17 protein-coding genes and 1 pseudogene are annotated in these 21440 nt (G+C 46.3%); 8 read left to right on the plus strand and 10 right to left on the minus strand.

What is annotated here, in order from left to right:
- Positions 1-171: 171 nt before the first annotated feature.
- Positions 172-1560 (minus strand): cation:proton antiporter, encoded by a 1389-nt coding sequence (locus RIM23_RS03130; RefSeq protein ID WP_446364367.1) that lies wholly within the window; start codon positions 1558-1560, stop codon positions 172-174.
- Between the two features lie 488 nt (positions 1561-2048).
- The gene (gene bicA / locus RIM23_RS03135) at positions 2049-3803 is read right to left on the minus strand and encodes a bicarbonate transporter BicA (RefSeq protein WP_446364369.1); all 1755 of its coding nucleotides are present in this window, start codon (positions 3801-3803) and stop codon (positions 2049-2051) included.
- Positions 3804-4197: 394 nt separating this feature from the next.
- Between bicA and folB the strand changes: the two genes are divergently transcribed.
- The gene (folB, locus tag RIM23_RS03140) at positions 4198-4557 is read left to right on the plus strand and encodes a dihydroneopterin aldolase (RefSeq protein ID WP_446364371.1); all 360 of its coding nucleotides are present in this window, start codon (positions 4198-4200) and stop codon (positions 4555-4557) included.
- A gap of 36 nt (positions 4558-4593) precedes the next feature.
- Here the strand turns inward: folB and RIM23_RS03145 are convergent, their stop codons facing one another.
- The 8 genes from RIM23_RS03145 to RIM23_RS03180 form a co-directional block, all read right to left on the minus strand.
- Positions 4594-4845, minus strand: coding sequence for a hypothetical protein (locus RIM23_RS03145; protein ID WP_446364373.1), 252 nt, complete (start codon positions 4843-4845; stop codon positions 4594-4596).
- 192 nt (positions 4846-5037) lie between these two features.
- The gene (ftsY, locus tag RIM23_RS03150; protein WP_446364375.1) at positions 5038-6735 is read right to left on the minus strand and encodes a signal recognition particle-docking protein FtsY; all 1698 of its coding nucleotides are present in this window, start codon (positions 6733-6735) and stop codon (positions 5038-5040) included.
- A gap of 249 nt (positions 6736-6984) precedes the next feature.
- A complete protein-coding gene (gene nusB, locus RIM23_RS03155) occupies positions 6985-7629 on the minus strand; it encodes a transcription antitermination factor NusB (protein ID WP_446364377.1) in 645 nt (214 codons plus the stop codon).
- Positions 7630-7698: 69 nt separating this feature from the next.
- The gene (locus tag RIM23_RS03160; protein ID WP_446354510.1) at positions 7699-8433 is read right to left on the minus strand and encodes a DUF502 domain-containing protein; all 735 of its coding nucleotides are present in this window, start codon (positions 8431-8433) and stop codon (positions 7699-7701) included.
- A gap of 455 nt (positions 8434-8888) precedes the next feature.
- Positions 8889-9710 carry a glycosyltransferase family 2 protein gene (locus tag RIM23_RS03165; RefSeq protein WP_446364379.1) on the minus strand — a complete coding sequence of 274 codons (822 nt, stop codon included), beginning with the start codon at positions 9708-9710 and terminating at the stop codon, positions 8889-8891.
- Between the two features lie 283 nt (positions 9711-9993).
- A complete protein-coding gene (hpsJ-B, locus tag RIM23_RS03170; RefSeq protein WP_446364381.1) occupies positions 9994-10737 on the minus strand; it encodes a hormogonium polysaccharide biosynthesis protein HpsJ in 744 nt (247 codons plus the stop codon).
- 70 nt (positions 10738-10807) lie between these two features.
- Complete coding sequence (locus tag RIM23_RS03175; RefSeq protein WP_446364382.1) at positions 10808-11914, minus strand: RRXRR domain-containing protein; 1107 nt, start codon at positions 11912-11914, stop codon at positions 10808-10810.
- A 381-nt stretch (positions 11915-12295) separates the two neighbouring features.
- Entirely contained in the window at positions 12296-12463 is a 168-nt protein-coding gene (locus tag RIM23_RS03180) for a zinc ribbon domain-containing protein (protein WP_446364384.1), read from the minus strand.
- Between the two features lie 6 nt (positions 12464-12469).
- Here RIM23_RS03180 and pgl point away from each other — a divergent pair, with 6 nt between their 5' ends.
- From pgl to RIM23_RS03215, 7 genes and pseudogenes are all read left to right on the plus strand, one after another.
- Complete coding sequence (pgl, locus tag RIM23_RS03185) at positions 12470-13201, plus strand: 6-phosphogluconolactonase (protein WP_446364386.1); 732 nt, start codon at positions 12470-12472, stop codon at positions 13199-13201.
- A 319-nt stretch (positions 13202-13520) separates the two neighbouring features.
- On the plus strand, positions 13521-14699 hold the full coding sequence (locus tag RIM23_RS03190; protein ID WP_446364388.1) for an RNA-guided endonuclease InsQ/TnpB family protein: 1179 nt from the start codon (positions 13521-13523) through the stop codon (positions 14697-14699).
- A gap of 225 nt (positions 14700-14924) precedes the next feature.
- On the plus strand, positions 14925-15701 hold the full coding sequence (locus RIM23_RS03195) for an FHA domain-containing protein (protein ID WP_446364390.1): 777 nt from the start codon (positions 14925-14927) through the stop codon (positions 15699-15701).
- 242 nt (positions 15702-15943) lie between these two features.
- A complete protein-coding gene (locus RIM23_RS03200) occupies positions 15944-16366 on the plus strand; it encodes an FHA domain-containing protein (protein WP_446364479.1) in 423 nt (140 codons plus the stop codon).
- Positions 16367-16575: 209 nt separating this feature from the next.
- Positions 16576-16899, plus strand: coding sequence for a hypothetical protein (locus tag RIM23_RS03205; RefSeq protein ID WP_446336616.1), 324 nt, complete (start codon positions 16576-16578; stop codon positions 16897-16899).
- Between the two features lie 195 nt (positions 16900-17094).
- The gene (locus tag RIM23_RS03210) at positions 17095-19164 is read left to right on the plus strand and encodes a dynamin family protein (protein WP_446364392.1); all 2070 of its coding nucleotides are present in this window, start codon (positions 17095-17097) and stop codon (positions 19162-19164) included.
- A gap of 153 nt (positions 19165-19317) precedes the next feature.
- Positions 19318-21375: pseudogene (locus RIM23_RS03215) on the plus strand (dynamin family protein).
- The last annotated feature ends 65 nt before the right edge of the window (positions 21376-21440 follow it).

Below are 21440 nucleotides of genomic sequence, written 5' to 3' on the forward strand. Positions count from 1 at the left end.
ACTTGTATTTACATTACCACAATAGTAGAACGTTATCCGAATTATTTGACTGGCGAATTTATTCGCTACCTAGACGGTTCGCTCGGTTTCATCTCCCAGCTAAAGAGCGTGGGAGCCTTCACCCATCGCTTGAACGGTAAGGGCACGGCACAGAAGAGCCCCTACGGTTCTCTATCCCAACAAATCTGCCTGTTCCAGAGCTTCTTTAGACTCCTCGATTTCCGCAGACTCCGGTGAACCTTTAAATGCTATTCGCAAAAAAGGTGGCGCCAAGAACGTCGTCAGAATCACCATAATGATAATCGCCGCTTCTAAAGGCTTACTCAGAACCCCACTGGCTGAACCAATTCCAGCAAAAACCAATCCCACTTCACCACGAGGAATCATACCAACCCCAATCGCAAAACGGTTAATTTGAGGTTGTCCAATAAATGTCCAACCTGTAATCAATTTCCCGATAATCGCCACCGCAATTAAGAAGACAGCAATCACTAATCCTTCCCGATTTGCCGGAACCGCAGGATTGAGAACCCCTAAATCCGCTTTCGCCCCCACAGTCACAAAGAAAATGGGTACCAAAATATCGGCAATGGGAACAACCTGCTTATCCAGTTCTTTGCGCTTATCTGTTTCATCCAGAACTAATCCCGCCGCAAATGCCCCTAAAATCGCTTCTAATTGGATCACATTCGCTAAAAACGCCATTAAAAAGGCAAAGGTAAACGCGGGAATAACCAATTTGCCTCGCGTTTGTAACTTATCAGCAATCGTGACAAAGGAGTGGTTGAAAAACTTACCGAGGAAAATAGAACCGAGGAGGAAAACAGTCGCACTAATAATCAGATAGATAACGTTGAAAACGTCAACCTCACCAGTTTTAGCGAGACTAGCAACCACGGCTAAAACGATGATACCCAAAACATCATCAATAACAGCCGCCCCGACAATAATTTGACCTTCTTTTGATTTGAGACGCCCTAATTCCGAGAGAACTTTGGATGTAATCCCAATACTAGTTGCCGTTAACGCAGCACCCGCAAAAATCGCCGGAATCGCGGCAACATGAAAGAAAAACATCAAGCCTGCTGTACCCCCTGCAAACGGGGCGACGACTCCCACCACCGCCACAATTGCCGCTTGGTAACCCACTTCTTTGAGTTCCCGTAAGTCCGATTCTAAGCCAATTTCAAATAAGAGGATGATCACCCCAATTTCGGCTAAAACCGAGACTACTTCACTTTGGGTTTCAAAGACACTGATGACAGCCTCTGGGCTTAAATTACCAATCCATTGCAGCAACTTCATTAGTAGCGAATCAGCCGCAACTGCGCCACTTTCAGGAAAAATTAGCAGATGCAACGCTGAAACACCCACCACAACACCGCCGACTAATTCACCTAAAACCGGCGGTAAATCAACTGCTTTAGATAACTCTCCACCTAGTTTACTGGCAAGATAAATGACGACTAAACTAAGCAACACGCCAGCGAGTACAATTGAACCATTTTCTGGTGCTGTTGCTACGATAGGAATCGGTTGGATCAGGTCTGAAAAACTCATGGTTTCCATCTACTGTTTATCTTCAACTCCGTGAGGTTAATTAATGACTTATCCTTGAGGTTTACTAAATCCATTAACATCTGAATTTAAGCAAATTCATAACTAGAGCGTGCTGAGATACAATGAATACCTATCACACAACCCTAACTTGACTAATCTATTATCAGATCGTCTGGATGGCTTTTTGGCACCGACCTATCCTTATCGGTCTGGACACAGGTTTGTTTTTAGTCAATTAGAAAAAGCAAACCTTATTTTACCGCATTTAACTCTTCCTACAATTATAAGTCTTTGTGACAAAATTAAGAAATTTACCGATTCAATATTTATAATAATTATCCCAATTCTTTCTTATGGTCTAGCTTACATATTACATTTGTGTTCCAAATTTCTATTCACGCCCATAAAAAAATTCCCTCCATTGGAGGGAGGGGGGTTATATATCAACGATATCCTATATAATATATAACTAGCCTTATTTGAATCTTTTAGTTGCTGATGGCAACATCATCGGCTTGAGTGGGATAGGCAGTTGAGGATGTACCATTTGCCGGGGTTTCATATCCCTTGACCGCAGCAACGGCTTGGCGCAACGCTTCGGTCCTATCCATGTGCAAATGATGTGCCGGTAAGAGTGACAGAATCCCCAGTTTTTGCAGGCGTCGTTTGATCTGACCCGTAGCACCAACAATGAAGACTTGACGACCTTTATCAATAGCTTCTTGTATAGCGTTTTCAATCGCCAGCGAAGAGGTAACACCTAAATGAGGGACATCACTTAAGTCAACAATCAGGACATCATGATCTGCCATTGCATTATGCTGGCGGGAGATTGCCTTGGACACCCCAAAAATCATCGGTCCACTCAGATGGAACAATAGGATGCGACCATCGGTTTGATCGATCAGTTCTTTCTCTTCAGCACTCATCTGGATGGCATCATCAGCATCCGTAATCGTCTTAACATCATTGGCTTGGACTTTGGAGAGACGTTCAATGGTTAAGAGATTGGCAACAAACACACCAACGCCAACGGCAACAATTAAGTCAACAAAGACGGTAAGGATGATCACGCCATACATAATCATGGCGGCTTTAATCGAAACCTGATGCGCTCGCTTCAGGAAGCCCCAGTCAATAATATCTATACCTACCTTGAGGGCAATTCCTGCCAGAACTGCCATGGGAATCCAAGCGGTTAGATTGGCGGCTCCTAAAATGACAACGAGCAAAATTAAGGCACGAGTTAAACCCGATACGGCAGTTCTAGCACCGGTTTGGATATTGACCACGGTTCCCATGGTTGCACCAGCACCTGCAATACCGCCAAATAACCCGGACATCAAGTTACCTATACCTTGACCAATTAATTCTTTGTTCGAGTCATGCTGAGTACGAGTTAAACTATCGGCAACAACGGAGGTGAGTAGGGCATCAATACAACCAAGCATCCCCAAAACCAAGGCATCAATGAGCATGGTTTGGAACTGATTCGCACTAAAGGTTGGCACTTGTAATGTAGGCAAACCTGTAGGTATCTCACCAATGCGTCGGATATCATCCATCAGGGGGAACGCATACAGGGCTACTACTGTTCCGACGATTAGCGCTACTAACTGCGCCGGCGGGACAAACTTCCTTATATTAGACGGTACAAGTTGTTGCACTAAAATTGGCATCACGACCAGAATAGCCACCGTCAAGACTGCCAAAGCCGTCTCACCGGGCTTGATACCCTGTAACAGCGTACCTATGTTCTGAACTGTACCCAGGATGCCACCCTTAGGACTTGCCTGTCCCAAAAAGGGTCCGAGTTGCAGGATGACTAGGATAAATCCAATCCCAGACATAAATCCGGACACTACGGTGTAGGGCATTAGGGTAACGTATCGACCCAACCGCAATGCACCGAGAATAATTTGGATTATCCCTGCCATCATGACTACGGTAAATGCCATAGCCATACCCTGTTCTGGGCTATCCGCCGTTACTGTGAGCTTGGCAATAACGGCAGTCATGACCACGGTCATCGGACCTGTGGGTTCGGAAATGAGAGTGGGTGTACCGCCAAACAGGGCAGCAAAAAAGCCAACTAAGACAGCACCCCAAAGACCGGCTGCAGCGCCAGCGCCAGAGGCAACCCCGAAAGCCAGTGCCATGGGAAGTGCGATAATCGCAGCGGTGAGCCCTCCAAATATGTCACCCTGTAGATTCCTAAAATGTATGCGATTAGTGATTTGCATTAGACTCGGAGGAGTGAGAGAACGACAGCTTACTCAGAGAGTGTTAAGCATTTGGAAAATCTTCTCATATTTTCCGGGAAGAGTTTAAGCTTTGTAACACTTGAGAACATTTCTTTAGCTAGATTAACTGAATATGAACAATTCTAAACATTTAAATTTTCAATAGAAAGCATAGAGAGATGGGGATGAGGGGATGGAGAAAAGCATCGGCTCATGCCCAGGAAACCCCGTCTAGGCAGGGTGTAGGATGTAGGGTGACTGGGTGTAGAGAACAAGTGAACCCCTCTCGCCCCGCTCAAAAATGATTAAGATAGGCAAAATGCAGGGGACGAGGAAATGAGTTCATTAGGTTAATTTTACAAAAATTCACTCTATCTATAGACAGATATTATCAATGGATTGTATACAGGTCAATAAAATTCGATCTTACGGCTATACGGGTTATCTGCCAGAAGAGCGGGTACTCGGACAATGGTTTGAAGTGGATCTCACGTTATGGCTGGATTTAGCCGCCGCCGGTGAGAGTGATGACATTGCTGATACTTTGGATTACCGCCAAGCCATCGAAACGGTTAAGCAACTGATCACAACCTCTAAGTTTTCCTTAGTGGAAAAATTAGCCAGCGCGATCGCACAGGCTCTGTTACAGCTAGATAGAGTACAGCGAGTACAAGTGCGGCTGAGTAAACCCGCTGCTCCTATCCCTGATTTTGGTGGCAAAATTACAATCGATATCACTAGACCAGTGGTCTAGAAAAATAAGAGCGCGGGGTGATGCGCCCTCTCAACCTTACGCGATCGCTAAATCCGTCTCAGTCTGCTCCCCAAGGTTACCTCCTTGATCTACCCGCATCCATTCCTGAAACACGTCTTCGATGAATGTTCGTTTCTTCATTCCCGTCTCATTCACCACCTGCACTTCAACTTTGAGAGTGGGTAGATACACACTATCTATGAGTTGATGCCCATAAGCTACAACTTTACCCACGTTCCCCGTTGAACGATGACATGCATAGTCCCCAATATTGAGCAAGATATTCATAATTGCCCACAATAATTCGCTAAATGGACAATGCATACCATAGCAATGGAAGCAAGTTATGGCAATATTTCTTAATTTTTTTCGGCTATTGTTACATCGCTACATATTTTTATCATTTGTCTTATGTCATTCGTCCTTTGTCCTTTGGCGTATCCATTATTAAATAACGAATACAAAACGTTTACATGCTTATCATCCACTTAATAACGCTTCAACAAACTCATAACTTGAGAAGGGACGCAAATCTTCAATCCCTTCCCCAGCACCGATAAATCGAATCGGCAGTCCCAGTTGCTGCACGATCGCCAAAGCCACACCCCCCTTAGCCGTACCATCCAACTTAGTCAACACAACACCACTAAGTTTTGCCGCTTCCGAGAACACCTCGGCTTGACGCAAACCATTTTGACCAAGGGTAGCATCCAATACTAGCAAAGATTCCACCTTCGCTTCCGGTGCTTTTTTATCAATAATCCGGCGAATTTTCGCCAATTCCTCCATCAGATTTTTCTTGTTTTGCAAACGCCCTGCAGTGTCTATCAAAAGCAATTCCGTATTTCGGGCTTGAGCGGCTGTGATTGAATCGAATACCACGGCGGCTGGATCAGTATTCTTGCCCGGATTAGCAATCACCTCTGTGCCACTGCGTTCTCCCCAAATCTTCACCTGTTCCACCGCCGCCGCCCGGAAGGTATCAGCAGCGCCAATTAAACATTTGTAACCCGATTTATTGGCTAAGTGAGACAGTTTGCCAATGGTAGTGGTTTTCCCAGCGCCATTCACCCCAGTCATCAACCAGATATTCAGGGTATCTTTTTCCGGGAAAAAGGTGGAACCGTAAGACTCGTGACAGGGTTTATCCAGTAAATCCCGCAGAATTTGTTTCAAATACGCGATCGCGCCTTCAGGAGGTAAGACTTCCTGGCGCATTCTCGCTTGCAGGGTTTCAATAATGTAATCCGTTGCCTCAATCCCCACATCCGCTTGCAACAGCAACGCCTCGATTTCCATCACGGCGTCTTGGTTCAACGGACCCTGACCGACAATCGCCTTGAGTTGATTGACTAAGCTGCGACGAGTTTTGCCGAGTCCAGAGCGGAGTTGTTTGAGCCAGCTAATTTCCTCGGCGGAAACATCGTCAGGGGTACGCCCTTGAGCCGCTAAGACTTTGGCTGACCACAAAAATTCTTCATCAAAGGCTACACCCGCTTCTGCTTCTAGTGGGGCGGTGGGTTGGGTGACGGGTTCCGGTTCTGGCGTCTCAATCGCCGTTGCTTCGAGCCGTTTGAGTCGTTCTTCCCGTTCAGCTTTCCTTGCCCAAATCGGTACAGTCGCTGATTCTTCTGTAGCCGGAGGTTCTGGCTGTACTGCTGGGGTTTCCGCTGCGGCTACGGTGTCTGAAGCAGTCGGAACCTCGATTTGGTCAGGTTCTGGTTGTTCGGTTTCAGCTTCAGTGACAACTGTGGAATCTAGAGATACCGTTGGTGTTGGGGCTTCTGTGACTTCACCCTCTGGCTGCTCAAAGACTGACTCTACAGGTGCCGTCTCTTCTGGAGCCACTTCCACCGTTTCTGAGTCTGGGGAGGTTTCTTTTGATTCTGTCGTCTCTGTTATTTCAGCTTGAGTAGGTTCAGCTATGTCCGGTTGAACCTCTGGCGCTGGGGTTTGAGCTTCTGAGGGTGCTTGCTGCTGCTTTTGCAGGTTTGTATAAGCTGCTTTTGCCCAACTCAGATAGTCTTCATCAACTGTTGATGAGTGCTCCTGAGTGGTAGACTCACTCTCCGGTTGCTGTGATTCAACCTGGGGAGTTGCGGACTGCTGCTCCTGCGTCTGTTCGTCGGAAGCTGTTTCACTTTTACCAATTTGGCGGCGGAACCAATTAAACACCATTGCACCTAACCAGAAATAGTTTTGAGTTTTGACCCTTCGCTGCGATCGAGGGCATGGTTTTGAGTAGGGGCGGGTTTGACGATTAAACTTTGTTTGTTACCCCAATGTGATTAAACCCGCCCCTACCGACATTTTGAGTTGTTAGTTGGAGTTATGAGTATCCTTAGCAATATTTGACATCTTCCCCCACGTTACGATAGTTTTTTAGCGATCGCGCTCAGGGTAGGGCTGATCGGATTGTACCTAGGGTTAAATGGACTTTTGTAGAATGGGGGAGTCTGGCTCACTCATCAGGATAGTGACGCGACGCAACACGCCATTGACAAATCGATGCCCTTCTTCATCGCTGTAGCGTTTAGCCAGTTCTATGGCTTCGTTAATCGCGACGCGATCGGGAATGCCTAAAAAGGCTATTTCTGCCACCGCTATTCGTAAAATATCCCGGTCAATGCGGGGTAAGCGATTAATCTGCCAATCTTTAAGAGATTGAACTAATATTTCATCAATCTCTACTTGCCTGCGACCGATCGCCTGTAGAATTTCTATGGCATAAGCCCGCACCTCTGCTTGATTAGCCAGCTGAATCATTTCCGGCATTTCTACGGCGACACCGATACGGTTAATCGCTTTCTGAGTCAATTCTATGGCGTCAGCGACCATCGTTTTAGCACTTCGCACATCGATCGCGCGGGTTTCACTCCCCAGGAGGCGATCGCTCCCGCGTTTGAGTTCTGCTGCGGCTGTTTCTAATGCTTCGTGAATTTCATCGGTTAGAGTCCTCACGGCGATTAATACCATCTGACTCAGTTGTTTTTCCTCAAGCTGTTCCGGTTCAGTAGGCATCTGAGAGAGGCTTAAAAGCGCCAGTTCACGAGCAATTCTACGGGGTTGCATGGTTTTGTCCTTTGTTCTTTTGTCCTGTGTCTTTTGTGCTTTGTCCCCTTCTTCCCCTATCCCTAATCCCTAGGAACTTTCTTCCGTGGGTAACATCTGCTGCGGGCGCATATCTGGTAGGGGTTGCTCTCGTGTCGTCTTACCGTATGGCATCTTTAGGGGCATACCTATGGAGGATTCAGCCGGTCCAACAATTCCACCGGAGATTAATACCTTAAAGGCATCTTCGATCGACATTGAGAGATTAATCACTTCATTTTCCGGCACAACAGCATACCATCCTGTGGTCGGGTTTGGGGTAGTGGGAATGAAAATATTCAACATGGTGTCGTTGAGTTTGCTTTGAATTTCACCCGTGGCTGTTCCCGTGACGAAGGCTATCGCCCACATTCCCTGACGCGGATACTCCACCAAAATCACCCGCCGAAATTTGCTGCTGGAATCCTTAAGTAGGGTTTCCAATAACTGTTTGAGCGTTTTATAGACTGAGCCAGCCAGGGGAATTGCCTGTAACACTCGTTCTCCTAAATCCAGCAACCACCGCCCCGCAATATTACGTGCCATTAAGCCAATCAGCAGAATACACAGGAGGGGCACCGTTAGCCCCACCAATAAATTCAAGAGATTGACCAAAATGGGGTGGAGGTTATTATAGGGATTGAGTTGCTTGGGGATACGGGTGAGAAAATTGATCACCCAATTGGCGATGGTAATCGTCAGCCAGATTGTGGTAGCGAGGGGAATCACTACCAGTAGACCGGCGATTAGGTCGTTTTTTAAGTCCTGCTTGAAGCGTTGGATCACAGAGTACTGACTCTCCTTACAATGGATCTTAAACGTCTGTCATTGCTCCCTCAATTACTGGTAGCTGTTGAAACCTTGACCCGATGAACGGCAATCGCCGCCAGCTTTCCCAGCCGTTGATGGGGATGAACTCCTGCTCAACCCCGTTTTGCTGCCCCGGTGAAGCAGTACTCTTGGTCGAGGGTTCTCTCTTTAGTTGTAAAGCTTGTTAAGAATTGTTGCAAGTATTGATATCTCTATTAAGGTTTCCGAATTAAGGTTGCCGAGGGGATTGGGGTGTCATTTCTCACGTTGCGTTTGTTTCCTGGCTGACTCTAGGGTAGTGGAGGATGTCGCATCACTGCGGTTGCCGATGAAATATTCCATTATTTTTAAAGGTGTATCAATACAGAACGTATTAATCCATCTCTACCCGTCGGTCTTCAGAAAGAGAGTTAGGAGTCGAGGGTATCAAGTTAGGGCAGTTGTTGCTGCTTGAGTTCCCAAACCTTGAGGGTAATTAGATATTCGTAAAATGCCTGTAAGGTACACCAGGTAAAGCCAGCGCGTCCATCCAGAAAGCCTCCCAGGAAAAGGTACATATAGAAAAAGCGTAACAATGGACGAAAGGGCAACCGTAGAGACAGATCTTTAAGGGCATGACGCCGTTCCACTTCTGATTGCCCCAGCAATAAAGCCCCCCAGTTGACAGTGCCTTGTTCAAGCTGGCTTAAGGTTTCCCGGGCTTCATCGGTGGAATAGCGGTTATGTTTTTCAATCCAGCGCGTAAATCCCTTACTACAGGTATAGTGCGGGTAGGTTTGTTTCAAGAATCCTGTCGCTCCATTACAGACTTCCCGTTCGCTATGACCATAATCGGTAAACCAGACGTGACCTTTTCGCAGTAAACGGAGTTGGTAACGGGGATACTGAGTACAGTGACGAATCCATTGATTCATGAACATGACTCGTTCGGCAACATAATATCCCACGTAATCGTTGTTCTTTATGGCTTCTAGGCATTCAGCAAATAGGGCTGGGGTCATCCGTTCATCCGCTTCTAGGATGTAAGCCCATTCGTACTTGGTAGGGATGTGTTCCAGCATCCAAGTGCGCTGACGCCCGTGACTTTCAAAAGCATGAGGTACAACTCGCACGGGATAGCGTTGGGCAAGTTCTATGGTGCGATCGCTACTACACGAATCCACCACAATTATGTCATCACACAGCAGCGCTGAGTTAATGCACTCTTGAATATCTCGTTCTTCGTTGTAGGTCAGGATATAAATCGAGAACATGTCAAAGGTTGTAAAAACATGAGTCCCACTAAAAAGCTTCTCTCAAATTGAGAACCCCAATCCGCTTTAATGCCAGTCGTCACCGATGGCACACACAAGCCGAACTGGGGATTACCTGTAGCAGTTGGCAATTGGGTCGAATAGAGGTTATTCGTTATTTCCGAAGGGGTGATTAGGGTGTTTCTCTGTATCTTCTATTGAATCGCAAATCTGTATAAACTGACAATTTGGAGACTGTTATCAAACCTTTCCACCTTTTGCTCCCATAGCAATGACTTACAGATTAACTGCCCAAGTTACGCAATCCCATCCAGCCAATAATGCTGTAGCCAATGGCTAGGAGTAAGCTGCTTAAACCGATACGGATACCTGTTTTCAAAGCCTCAGTTCGGGCGCGTTGCTCAAGTTCTTGTTTACGACCCCGGATTTGAGTCTGAGCTTGCTCAGTTCTTTGAGCGATCGCGTCGGGATCTTGTCTAAGAGCCATCAATTGTTCTCGCAGAGCTTGGAGTCGCGCGAGTTGCTCTCCTTGGGCTTGACCGCTTTCAATGGCTTGGTCTAGTCGTTCGAGCTGTTGTGGATCTTGAAGCAGAGTATCAATCTGCTGAACTTGAGTTTCCAGTTGGGTTTCGGCTTGCTGGGCTTGCTGACCAATCTGTTCGATCGCTTGATTACTTTGGATGCGGACATTGTTGAAGTGCAAGGGGACAAGCAACAGAAATAGTAATCCCAATAGGCTGGAGAGTAAAAATGCCCAGAATCTCAAGTCGCTTATCGACGATTTTCGCTCAGGTAATGAGCCACCACTGTTGTTGCTGATCCAATATCCCGCCACCAAAAAAGCAATTCCCACCATCGGGATAACACCCCGATCAACCAGTTGGGTGGTTAAATTCAGCTGCCATGAACTCTCAAGGGGGCTCACCCCAGGAGAGGGAATAATCAGCACCAGATAATCCAACAGGGACGATAGGATCATGATCAGCCCGACTATCTTAAGTGCCAAACCCGCGAACGAAGAATACATCGTACTACTTTTCATCGCTTTACCTCGTGAGACCCCGACCTCAGCGAAGCAGGTCGGGGAGGAATAGAGGTCAAACCGCGCCGCTCAATGCGGTTAGGTTTGACAATCCAACTGTTGATACCAGTCCGGTATTTCGCTGCAACAATTGGACTTTTTTGGCGGTGAACTGTCCCAACCGTTTCCAGTTGGCGTTACTCACCGAAACTTGGGTTTTGGTGTCACCGGAAACGTAACCGTAGTAGGTGATACCCGCTTTTTCCGCCTTGACATAATCGCCCTTCCTAAACCCGTGGCGGGTGACTGTGCCACCGTAGCCGCGCCGCTTTCCTCCCTTGCTAGGAATCATCAGGTGTAATTGGCGGCGGCAGATTGGGGGACGGATGATTACCGCGAATTGGCATGGTGTTACCGCAATTTCACCTAAGAAGGTGCCGCTTCTACCCTTAACCTGTCGATACCGCATAAACTGGGACGCGGCGAGGCAAATCCCATCAACGGCATGGGCGGTGGGTGACTCCTCAGCTTTGTTCTTGGACTTGGGTAAACCTAGGTATTTTCTTAGGTTTGAGGTGTACCATCCCTCTTGAGCGTGGACGGTATAACCTGCCTGTTTGAGTTGCTCGATCTGCCAATGTTGACCAACCATGGCAGGACTAAACCCTTTGTCACCCATGGCTTTAATCACCTCCACCACCACATCGGTAAATGGATAGATCTTGTTCAGCTCTTGTACTACCCGGAAGGCAAGCTGTTTATTAGCCCGGATGCTAGGGGGTATTTTGTGACCCTTGCGGTTATCGAACCTGCATTCACGGTGGTTGCGTTGGTTAAACGGAACCTTCCGGTTAATCCGTCGCCCCCGTCTCCCCCGTCGCATCATTGCCCGTTGGCTCATCCGTTTGGTTACGTTCTTAAACACCAACTTGAGGTGGGCTAAAAATAAGGTCGCACACCTCGACTGGACAGCAACGCCTGTGAACAGCTTACCCGGATCAATTCCGGTCAAAATGTCCTGAGTTTTTTTGCCTGATGGTTCCTCAACTAACTGGACTTGAAATAAGTTCAGGTCGTTGTGTACTACCTTGGCTTTCCCAGCCTTTAACCACCGTCTAACACGGCTGGCTTTGGCTGGCATCAACGGCTCACCATCTGGTGATAATACTGGTACACGAATCATGGGTATAAGCCTCTCGTGTGTAAGTTATCAGTCCCCTCGACCACCACCAACAAAATGTCCTCTCTTAAAGCGCCTAAACAAGTAGGCTTACAGATAGTCCGGACTGGGGAAGTATCCGGAAGTGTGTATCAGTTGATGGCAAGGGTGGTGCTATTCAACTCTTACGTTGCCAGTCCTGTCCCTGGCAATCCCTAACCAAAGAGCGATAGCTAGGTTAGGGTTGTTGAAGCCTCAGACGACTGTTATGGTTCACTTTCTACTTTACTGGGCAAGCTGGTTTCCATGTACTTTTTTGCTTACCCTAGAAGAGAGTGTACCCGATACAGTATGGAAAAATTAGGCTTCACTTAGGTAGAGGGACTTGTCCATAGTGAAATCCTCCTACGGCAAATCAAGTTCCTTTTTGAACTCGACGCGACAGTTGGGACAAGTTTGAGCGGTTTCCCTGTGATCTACTTCATCACTGTAGACACCTCGTTGTTTTCCTACATATTTGAGGATAGTTCTAAACTGACATGGGTATCGCAGTAACCTTTTGAGGAGGATCACAGATTCATGACAAAAATTGTGGAAGTTTTGCCCGATAAGGCGGCGCTGATTGAGCGATCGCTTGATGTTGTCCTGACCAAGATACAGGAGGCAATCCAACGCTCAGGTCGCTGTACTATGGCTTTAGCGGGGGGAGGTACACCCAAGCCGCTCTATGAAGCCCTAGCCACTCAGAATCTACCCTGGGATAAACTGCATATCTTTTGGGGCGATGAACGCTATGTTCCGGCAGATCACCCGGATAGCAATCAAAAGATGGCACGTCAGGCTTGGTTGGATCACGTCGATATTCCACCCACGAATATTCACCCAATACCCACAGATGGTGAGTCTCCCGAAGCAGACGCCTCCAAGCACGATGCTCAATTGGGGGAGTTCTTTGGCTTAGCAGCAGGTGAGTTTCCCGAATTTGATGTGATTTTATTGGGCATTGGTGACGACGCCCATACGGCGTCCCTGTTTCCTCATACCCAAGCCCTACAGGTTTGCGATCGCCGGGTTACTGTGGGCAATAAAGATGGTCAACCTCGGATTAGTTTTACTGTACCCTTGATTAACCAAGCCCATTGTGTCATGTTTCTCGTGGCGGGGGCGGGAAAGCAGCCCGCGCTGGCTCAAATCTTTGCTGATCAGGCTGACCCCTTGACCTATCCGGCGCGGTTCATTCAGCCTCAAGGTGAATTGTGGTGGCTTTTAGATGAGCTTGCGGGTCAAGAGGTGAAACGCAGACAGAGCTAGCGAGCTGATGTAACAAGTTATTAAGGTAGAACGCTTAATTGTGCTTTGATGAAGGAGCATAATTAAATCGCCAAAAACCTGATCAAACCTCTCTATAATTGATTTGTATAGAGAGGTTTAGCCGTTTATGTGGAAGATTGGCGAGTTTGGGAAAATGATCGGGGTTTGAGTCTCAACCCGGCGACGATGGGAGAGGGAGGGACGTTTAGTAACGCGAGCGCACACTAGGAAATCAGAGGATATATATTGTCGATGGAGAAGAACCTTGTTCAGACTGAGCTATACTTATTCATACAAATAGATACAAGTCGGTTTAGCAATGTACGCCATCAAGCGGGAACTCAAACTGAATAATCGAGAGAAAACCCGAATGCGTGGCTGTGCAGGGTTTAAACGGTTTGTCTATAACTATTGCCTCGACCTGATTACCACTAGCTGGTTATTTGAAGACATAAAAGCTGGCGATTCTAAGCGCCTTGCTGCTATCAAAAAGGTCTTCACAACCCTAAGGATGCAGAAACCGGAGAATGGGTGGATGAAACAATATCCATCCACTATTTATCAGTCTGCATTTATGGACATTAAGGATGCGCTTGCCAGATGGCGTAAAGGTCTAGGTGGGTTTCCCAAGAAGAAATCCAAGAAGAAAGGAGACTCCTTTACTGTTTACAAAACCAGCGGAATTTACCCCAAAAAAGGTGAACCTGCGCTTCCTTTTACGAACAGGGCGGTTATTAATCCGGGTAAGCTAATCAAGCCTCCAGGAATGACAACATTCCGTTTAAAAGAACCAATTGATTTCTTTTGTAGCTGCCAAACTTTCACAGTATCAAGAGCAGCGGACAAATGGTTTATCTCTTTTACAGTTGACGCTGAAAAAATACCCCCAAGAGTCCATCCAGTACATCGGATTGGAGTTGACTTGGGAGTGAAATGTTTAGCAACTGTTTCTGATGGAACCAAGTACGAGATGCCAGTTACCACCAAAACAGCGAAAACCAAGCTCGGTAAGATTCAATGGCGTAATCGGAACAAAGTCCTTGGAAACAAGCGGCAAGGAGTAAGAGCATCTAGCAACGCCAAGAAATATTATGTCAAACTGGCGCGTCGGCATTTTATTATTGTCAATATCCGAAAAGATACGACTCAGAAAATGACAACTGATTTAAGTCGTCGTGCTGACAAAATTCGGATAGAGGATCTCAATGTCTCTGGGATGATGGCTAATCAAAAACTCGCCAACGCCCTTAGTGATAAATGCTTTTATGAAATTCGTCGGCAGTTGATTTACAAGCAAGCCCATTACGGAAGCAAAGTAGAACTTGTTGACCGATGGTTTCCCAGTTCTAAAACTTGTTCTCACTGTGGGCATAAGCAGGACATGAAACTGCATCAACGAGTATTTAATTGCATTAAATGTGGGCATTCTCAAGACCGCGATCAAAATGCATCGATTAATCTTGAAAATGCCCCCGATGATAAAGTACGTTCGGCTTGAGCGGAATTTACGCCTGTGGACTGGAAGGAGCCGTCTCCCCAGGTTGAAGCAGGAACTAGACGGATAAGCTCTGACTAGCAATAGTTAACTTTGATCAAGTTTTAGAGAGCAGCAGCAGCAGCAGTAAGGCTCATGCTTACCCAGAGGTTTTCAGCGGTTTTGCCCTCATCTGTTTGTTAAACCGCTTTTGTTGGTAATTTTGAATGCGTAAATTTTGAATGGCTTATGATTGTTTGCCCTAACTGCAATCACCAAAATCCAGACGGTGCGACTCAATGCGAAGCCTGCTATACTCCCTTACCCGCAACCATGAGTTGTCCCAACTGTGGTACAACAGTTCAAACAGACGCTAGCTTCTGCGGTCAATGTGGGTTTAACCTAAAAGCCAGTGGCTCGACGGGAAGCCCCGCAACATCAGCTCCGATGTCGGCTCCCGATGTCCCCGATTTAGACCCCCCTGACCCTCTAATTGAACCCGAACCTCTCTCAATGAGTTCCCAATCACTCACGCCTGACCCGCCACCTGATCCCGGTATTGAGCTACCAGCTACCCTGGTTAGTCAACCCGGGACGACAACAGAAGAAAAGACAACCTTACCGGAAGAGCAAACAGCCCCACCCCCGCCCCCTGTAGCGACTCCAACTCCGGGTAGTGCTAAAACCCAATTACAGGTGCAGTCGGTTTATCTGCTGCACCTACAAACTCAGAGCAAGATTGAATTACCCTCCCATATCCGTGTGATTCATATCGGTAAACCTAACGATCAGATTCCCCCTGACGTTGATGTGTCGGGTTTTCCTAATTCTGAGATTGTAAGCAGAGTTCATGCGGATATTCGTGTCGAGGGAGATATTTATTATCTTGAAGATGTGGGCAGCGCTAATGGGACTTATGTTAACCATACCCCTTTACCGAGTGGCGATCGTCATCGCTTACGCACAGGCGATCGCATTAGCCTAGGCAAAGGCGATCTGGTCACGTTTTTGTTCCAAGTGTCCTAAGTCCCTTGCCTATTCGCTGAAGCTGAGGGAGGATGTCAACCAGTGGTAGCCTGAAATTAAAAGGTGTGATTATGGCAGTCTTTGTTGGTAAACTACTTGCCGAGCATTCCTTTATCCTGTAAGCAAGAGTAAAAACTGTCTCAGCAGAGAATAGCTCTTGCCCAAATCCAGTTCCTAGATTTATGGGAAGCTCTAGAAGTATTCAGTTGTAAGGACCCACGTTTTTGAATGATGTAACACCGGTGATTACTCTGACCCTGCTGCATCCTCTCCAGTCGGTACCTGTTCAAAGTTGGCCGTTTAAGTCGGAATCAGTGATTCGGATTGGGCGGTCTACGGATAATGATGTCATTTTATACAGCGCCGTCGTTTCACGTCACCATGTCGAACTGCGACGAAATGGTTCAATTTGGCGAATTATCAGCTTGGGTGCTAACGGAACCTATATCGATGGGAAACGCTTTACCCAAATGTCGGTTGTGGATGGGATGATTATTCGTCTGGCGAGTTCCGGGCCAAAAATTCAGATTCATCTGCATGACGACATCACTCATCTGGACTCGTCAACTAATGCCAAAAAGCGCACGTCTTCTGGTAAGGGTTTACTCGATCAATCTAAAGAAACTCTGGTTGATGCTCAACATCAGCCAACCCAACACGAATAATGCAGGGGGAGCGGTGTAGAGACGTAGCATGCTACGTCTGGGAGCTGAGGGGGTTTGCCCTAAAGTTTTTTAACGGGATCTAGCAGATGCTGAGGCTCTAAGGTTAAAGTAAGAGAAAATTTATGGTGAAAACGACTCACTAAAGTGCCAAGTTTCTTTAACCTTTCCATAACCTATCATAATTAATTCCCCGACTAGGATGAACTGAGATGACTTCTCCCAATAATGAAGACCGGGAGCTTCAGCGCCGGGAACACGACCTGATCCAACGCGAGCGAGAACTCCGGCTGCGCGAACTGGAAGCGGAAATTAATCCACCTCCTCTCTACCAAACCGTTAAGCATGAGCAACCGGAAGGAAAGCTGCAACGGTGGGGGAGGAAGCTGGTGATGTTCGGTAAGTTCTTAGTCTTTGTCGTGGCGACTGTTCTGATTGTGCGGGTTAGTGCTGCGATCGCGACGATCATGATTGTCGGCGTTATTGGCTTTATTGGGTATAAGCTTTTCCTCGAAGGCGATCGCAAGAAGTCTTAATGTCATTGGTCATTGGTCATTGGTCATTAGTCCCATCCCTGGTGAGGTCAGAAACGATAATAGTCAAAAGAACCCCAACAGACGCGCCATGGCACCTCTGTAGAATCACGCGCCATGCCCTATGCGCGAAGTGAAGCGGTCAAACCTGCCTTCATCTCCCCAAAGCGTTAATTACAAAAAACTAGGAGCTATACCGTGGATAATACCAGCTTACTCAGGGATTTGGAGCGCGTGGTGAGAGTGCGTCATCAAGCGGCGATGCATCTGAGTCAAATTGCCAAACGGCTGGAAAAAGCGGAATTGGATGCTGAGGAAGCCTCCGGAAAATTGGGTCTAGAACGGGAAAGTGAAGATATCCAGATTGCCAGCGATAATTTGCAGAAGGGCTTATTTCGGCTGCTGGTATTAGGAGACTTGAAGCGGGGTAAAAGTACATTTCTCAATGCCTTAATTGGTGAAAACCTATTACCCGCAGATGTGAATCCTTGTACAGCCCTGCTGACGGTTTTGCGCTACGGAACTCAAAAAAAAGTTACGGTTTATTTTAAAGGAGATAAACCACCAGAATCCCTAGATTTTGCCAGTTTCAAGCAAAATTATACCATCGATCCCGCCGAAGCCAAACGCCTCGAAGTCGAGAAAAGCTCGGCATTTCCAGAGGTTGATTATGCTGTTGTCGAATATCCCTTACCCCTCTTAGAAAAAGGTATCGAAATTGTTGATAGTCCAGGGCTTAACGATACCGAAGCCCGGAATGAATTATCACTAAACTATATCAATAACTGCCACGCTATCTTGTTTGTATTCAGGGCAATGCAGCCTTGTACCCTGGAAGAACGGCGTTATCTAGAAAATTATATTAAAGGGCGCGGATTAACGGTTTTCTTTCTGATTAACGCTTGGGATGAAATCAGCAAAGGACTCATTGATCCCGATGATCCCGATGAACTTGAAGTCGCCCAAAATCGGTTACGCACCGTATTCCAAACCTATCTGGCTGACTACTGTCAAAAAGAGGGACACGATTACTATGATGAACGAGTGTTTGAGATTTCCTCCCTCGAAGCATTGCGGCGGCGGGTGAAAACAAGAGATGATTCACTAGCAGGAACAGGATTTCCGGCGTTTTTAGGGGCGCTAAATACCTTTTTGACCCAAGAACGCGCTGTGGCACAATTACGCCAAGCTAGAACTCTGGCGCGTCAAGTTTATAGCCGCACTCACGAAGCCATTGAACGGCGGATTCCTTTACTAGACCAAGATATTCAGGAATTGAAACAACGGATTCAGGGAGTTGAACCGGAGTTTGAGCAACTCACCCAAATCCGAGATCAATTTCAGGATGAAATTCGTACCATGCGGGATACAAAAGGAAAAGGGGTGGCGGATTCATTTCGCACGTATGTACTGAACTTAGAAAAGACATTTGAATCGGATTTCTTGCGCTATCAGCCGACGATTGACTTTCTGGAGTTCTTGCAACAGCAGAGACGGGAGGCGTTTAATGCTGCATTAAAGCAAGCTTTTGAGCAGTATATTCAGGATAAATTAGCGGAGTGGGAACGCACGGCGGAGGATTATTTAAAAGAGGCGTTCTCCCAACTTGCCCAAAGTGCGGCTAACTATGGCGCCACTTATAATCAGATTGTTGATTCTATGACTGAGAAATTAATTGGGCAAAGGATACCGCCGGGAGTGCGGGTTGACTCAGGAGAGGAGTCACCTAGCTGGACAAAATGGGCGATGGGTTTTTTCTCTTTAGCCTCAGGAAATGTGGCGGGTGTCGCCTTAGCCGCCGCTGGGTTTAATTGGCAAAATATCCTGGTTAATTGGTTAGCGGTAATTGGGATTAGCAGCTTTTTATTGATTTTTACTGGATTAACGTTTTGGAATCCCATCGGATTGGCTTTAATGGGGTTGGGCGTGGGCGCACTGCAAGCTGAACAAGCCCGCAAAGAAGTGATGAAAGCGACAAAAAAGGAGTTTGTTAAATATCTACCACAACTCGCCCAGGAACAACAAGAACCCATTCGTCAAGCGGTTAAAGATTGTTTTGATAGTTATGAACGGGAAGTGATTCAACGCCTGAATGATGATATTAAATCTCGCCAAGCTGAGTTAGATAACTTGCTCAAGCAAAAAGAATCTCGTGAGATTAATCGACAAACTGAGTTAAAGCGGTTGAGAGGTTTAGATGCTGATGTATTAGCTGAATGTCAGCAGGTTGAGTCGGTGTATGAGGAGTTATTGTTAGTACCGGGTTAAACTTAAACACATTGTAGGCATTGCCCACCTATTTTATCGGTAGTTGGGGTCAATTTTACGGATAAAGTTTTGCCTAAAACTGATAACTTGACTAAACCCGCCATTCTCGCGATCGCGCTTGGTATTAACTAATGCTTAAGGAATCAATAAACCATGAGTTATACAATAGAAACAGACAGTTTCGTGAATAACTTAGAGCAAGTTGCCAAAGTGCGATCGCAAGTCGCAAAAAGTCGGGGTGAAATCGCCCAAACCTTGGCACAATGGGAAGCCTCGGTAAAGGATACCTCTGGGGGTTTGGGGTTGGAACGGGATATTGAGGATTTAAGCCGAGCTAGCCAAACTTTACAACAAACTGTATTTAGATTATTAGTCTTAGGAGACTTAAAACGGGGAAAAAGTACGTTACTCAATGCCTTAATTGGCGAGAATTTATTACCATCCGATGTCAATCCTTGTACAGCCCTGCTCACAGTTTTACGCTACGGAACTCAAAAAAAAGTCACAGTCTATTTTAAAGGAAATAACTCCTCTCAATCTATGGATTTTGCCCGTTTTAAGCAAACCTATACAATCAAACCCAGCGAAGCCAAACGCCTAGAAGCCGAGAATAGTTTAGCATTTCCTGATGTATCTCATGCCGTTGTCGAATATCCCTTACCCCTCTTAGCAAAGGGAATCGAAATTGTAGATACTCCGGGGCTGAATGATACCGAAGCCCGGAATGAATTATCCCTTAACTATATCCACAATTGCCACGCGATCATGTTTGTATTCAGAGCAATGCAGCCTTGCACGCTGGAGGAACGCCGCTATTTAGAGAATTATATCAAAGGGCGGGGATTAACTGTTTTTTTTCTAATTAACGCTTGGGATGAAATCGGCAAAGGATTGATTAATCCAGATCATCTAGACGAACTTGATAAGGTTCAAAATCGGTTACGTACTGTATTTAAAACCTATTTAGCTGACTACTGTAAAAACGATGGACAGGATTACTATGATAAACGAGTATTTGAGATATCTTCCCTCGAAGCATTGCGGCGGCGGTTAAAAAAAACCCAGGATTCTCTAGAAAGCACAGGATTTCCCCCATTTTTAAGGGCATTGAATACCTTTTTAACTCAAGAACGGGCTGTGGCACAATTACGGCAAGTCAGAACTCTGGCGCGTCAAGTTTATAGCCGCACTCACGCAGCTATTGAACAGCGAATTCCCTTACTGGATCAAGATATTGAGGGATTGAAACAACGGATTCAAGGGGTTGATCCTGACTTTGAACAACTCACCCAAATTCGCGATCAATTCCGTGAGGAAATTCGTACCATACGGGATACAAATGTCAAGGAAATAGTTAATTCATTTCAGACGTATGTGCGGAACTTAGAAACGACGTTTGAATCGGATTTTTTTCCCTATCAGCCGACAATTGACCTTTTATAATTCTTACAACAGCGGAAACGGGAGGCGTTTAATGCGGCATTAAAGCAAGCCTTGGAGCAATATCTTCAGGATAAATTAGCCGCGTGGGAACGCACAGCGGAGGATGCTTTGAAAGAAGCCTTTTCCCAACTTGCCCAAAGTGCGGCTAATTATGGTGCAACCTATAATCAGGTTGTTGATTCTATGAGCAAGAAATTAATTGGGCAAACCCTACCGTCGAGAGTTCCAGTTGACTCAGGGGAGGAGTCACCCACTTGGGCAAAATGGGCAATGGGTTTTTTCTCCTTAGCTTCAGGAAATATCGCTAGTGTCGCCTTAGCTGCTGTTGGTTTTAATTGGCAAAATATTCTGGTTAATTGGTTAGCGGTAATTTTGACTCCTTTAGGGTTTTGGAATCCCCTAGGATTAGTGCTGCTGAGTTTGGGAGTGGGCGCCATGCAAGCTGAACAAGGGCGTCAAGCCGTGATTAAAGCGACGAAAAAGCAGTTTGTTAACTATTTACCCCAATTGGCACAGGAGCAACAAGAACCCATTGGCAAAGCAGTTGGTGACTGTTTTGAACGGTATGAGCAAGACGTAATTCAACGCATTAATGATGATATTCAATCCCGCCAAATTCAATTAGAGAACTTGCTTGAACAAAAAAAAGGTCGCCAAATCAATCACCAAACGGAGTTAAAGCGATTGAGACAGTTAGATAGTGATATTTTAGCCCAATACTGGCAGATTGAATCTATGTATGAGGAGTCAGGGTTAGTACCGGGTTAACCTGAAAGAAAGGAGCGGGTAGACAATACTTAGCTATTTTATCGGTTATGATCACTAAACGCATG

This window comes from Coleofasciculus sp. G3-WIS-01 (assembly GCF_040223135.1).
Classification (GTDB): Bacteria; Cyanobacteriota; Cyanobacteriia; order Cyanobacteriales; family Coleofasciculaceae; genus Coleofasciculus.

Coding starts and splice junctions, on each gene's coding strand:
- RIM23_RS03165 (WP_446364379.1), bottom strand. CDS start 9,710: ATGTTCTCGATTTATATCCTGACCTACAACGAAGAACGAGATATTCAA.
- RIM23_RS03130 (WP_446364367.1), bottom strand. CDS start 1,560: ATGAGTTTTTCAGACCTGATCCAACCGATTCCTATCGTAGCAACAGCA.
- RIM23_RS03195 (WP_446364390.1), top strand. CDS start 14,925: ATGATTGTTTGCCCTAACTGCAATCACCAAAATCCAGACGGTGCGACT.
- bicA (WP_446364369.1), bottom strand. CDS start 3,803: ATGCAAATCACTAATCGCATACATTTTAGGAATCTACAGGGTGACATA.
- RIM23_RS03175 (WP_446364382.1), bottom strand. CDS start 11,914: ATGATTCGTGTACCAGTATTATCACCAGATGGTGAGCCGTTGATGCCA.
- hpsJ-B (WP_446364381.1), bottom strand. CDS start 10,737: ATGTATTCTTCGTTCGCGGGTTTGGCACTTAAGATAGTCGGGCTGATC.
- RIM23_RS03190 (WP_446364388.1), top strand. CDS start 13,521: ATGTACGCCATCAAGCGGGAACTCAAACTGAATAATCGAGAGAAAACC.
- RIM23_RS03145 (WP_446364373.1), bottom strand. CDS start 4,845: ATGAATATCTTGCTCAATATTGGGGACTATGCATGTCATCGTTCAACG.
- RIM23_RS03205 (WP_446336616.1), top strand. CDS start 16,576: ATGACTTCTCCCAATAATGAAGACCGGGAGCTTCAGCGCCGGGAACAC.
- pgl (WP_446364386.1), top strand. CDS start 12,470: ATGACAAAAATTGTGGAAGTTTTGCCCGATAAGGCGGCGCTGATTGAG.
- ftsY (WP_446364375.1), bottom strand. CDS start 6,735: ATGGTGTTTAATTGGTTCCGCCGCCAAATTGGTAAAAGTGAAACAGCT.
- nusB (WP_446364377.1), bottom strand. CDS start 7,629: ATGCAACCCCGTAGAATTGCTCGTGAACTGGCGCTTTTAAGCCTCTCT.
- folB (WP_446364371.1), top strand. CDS start 4,198: ATGGATTGTATACAGGTCAATAAAATTCGATCTTACGGCTATACGGGT.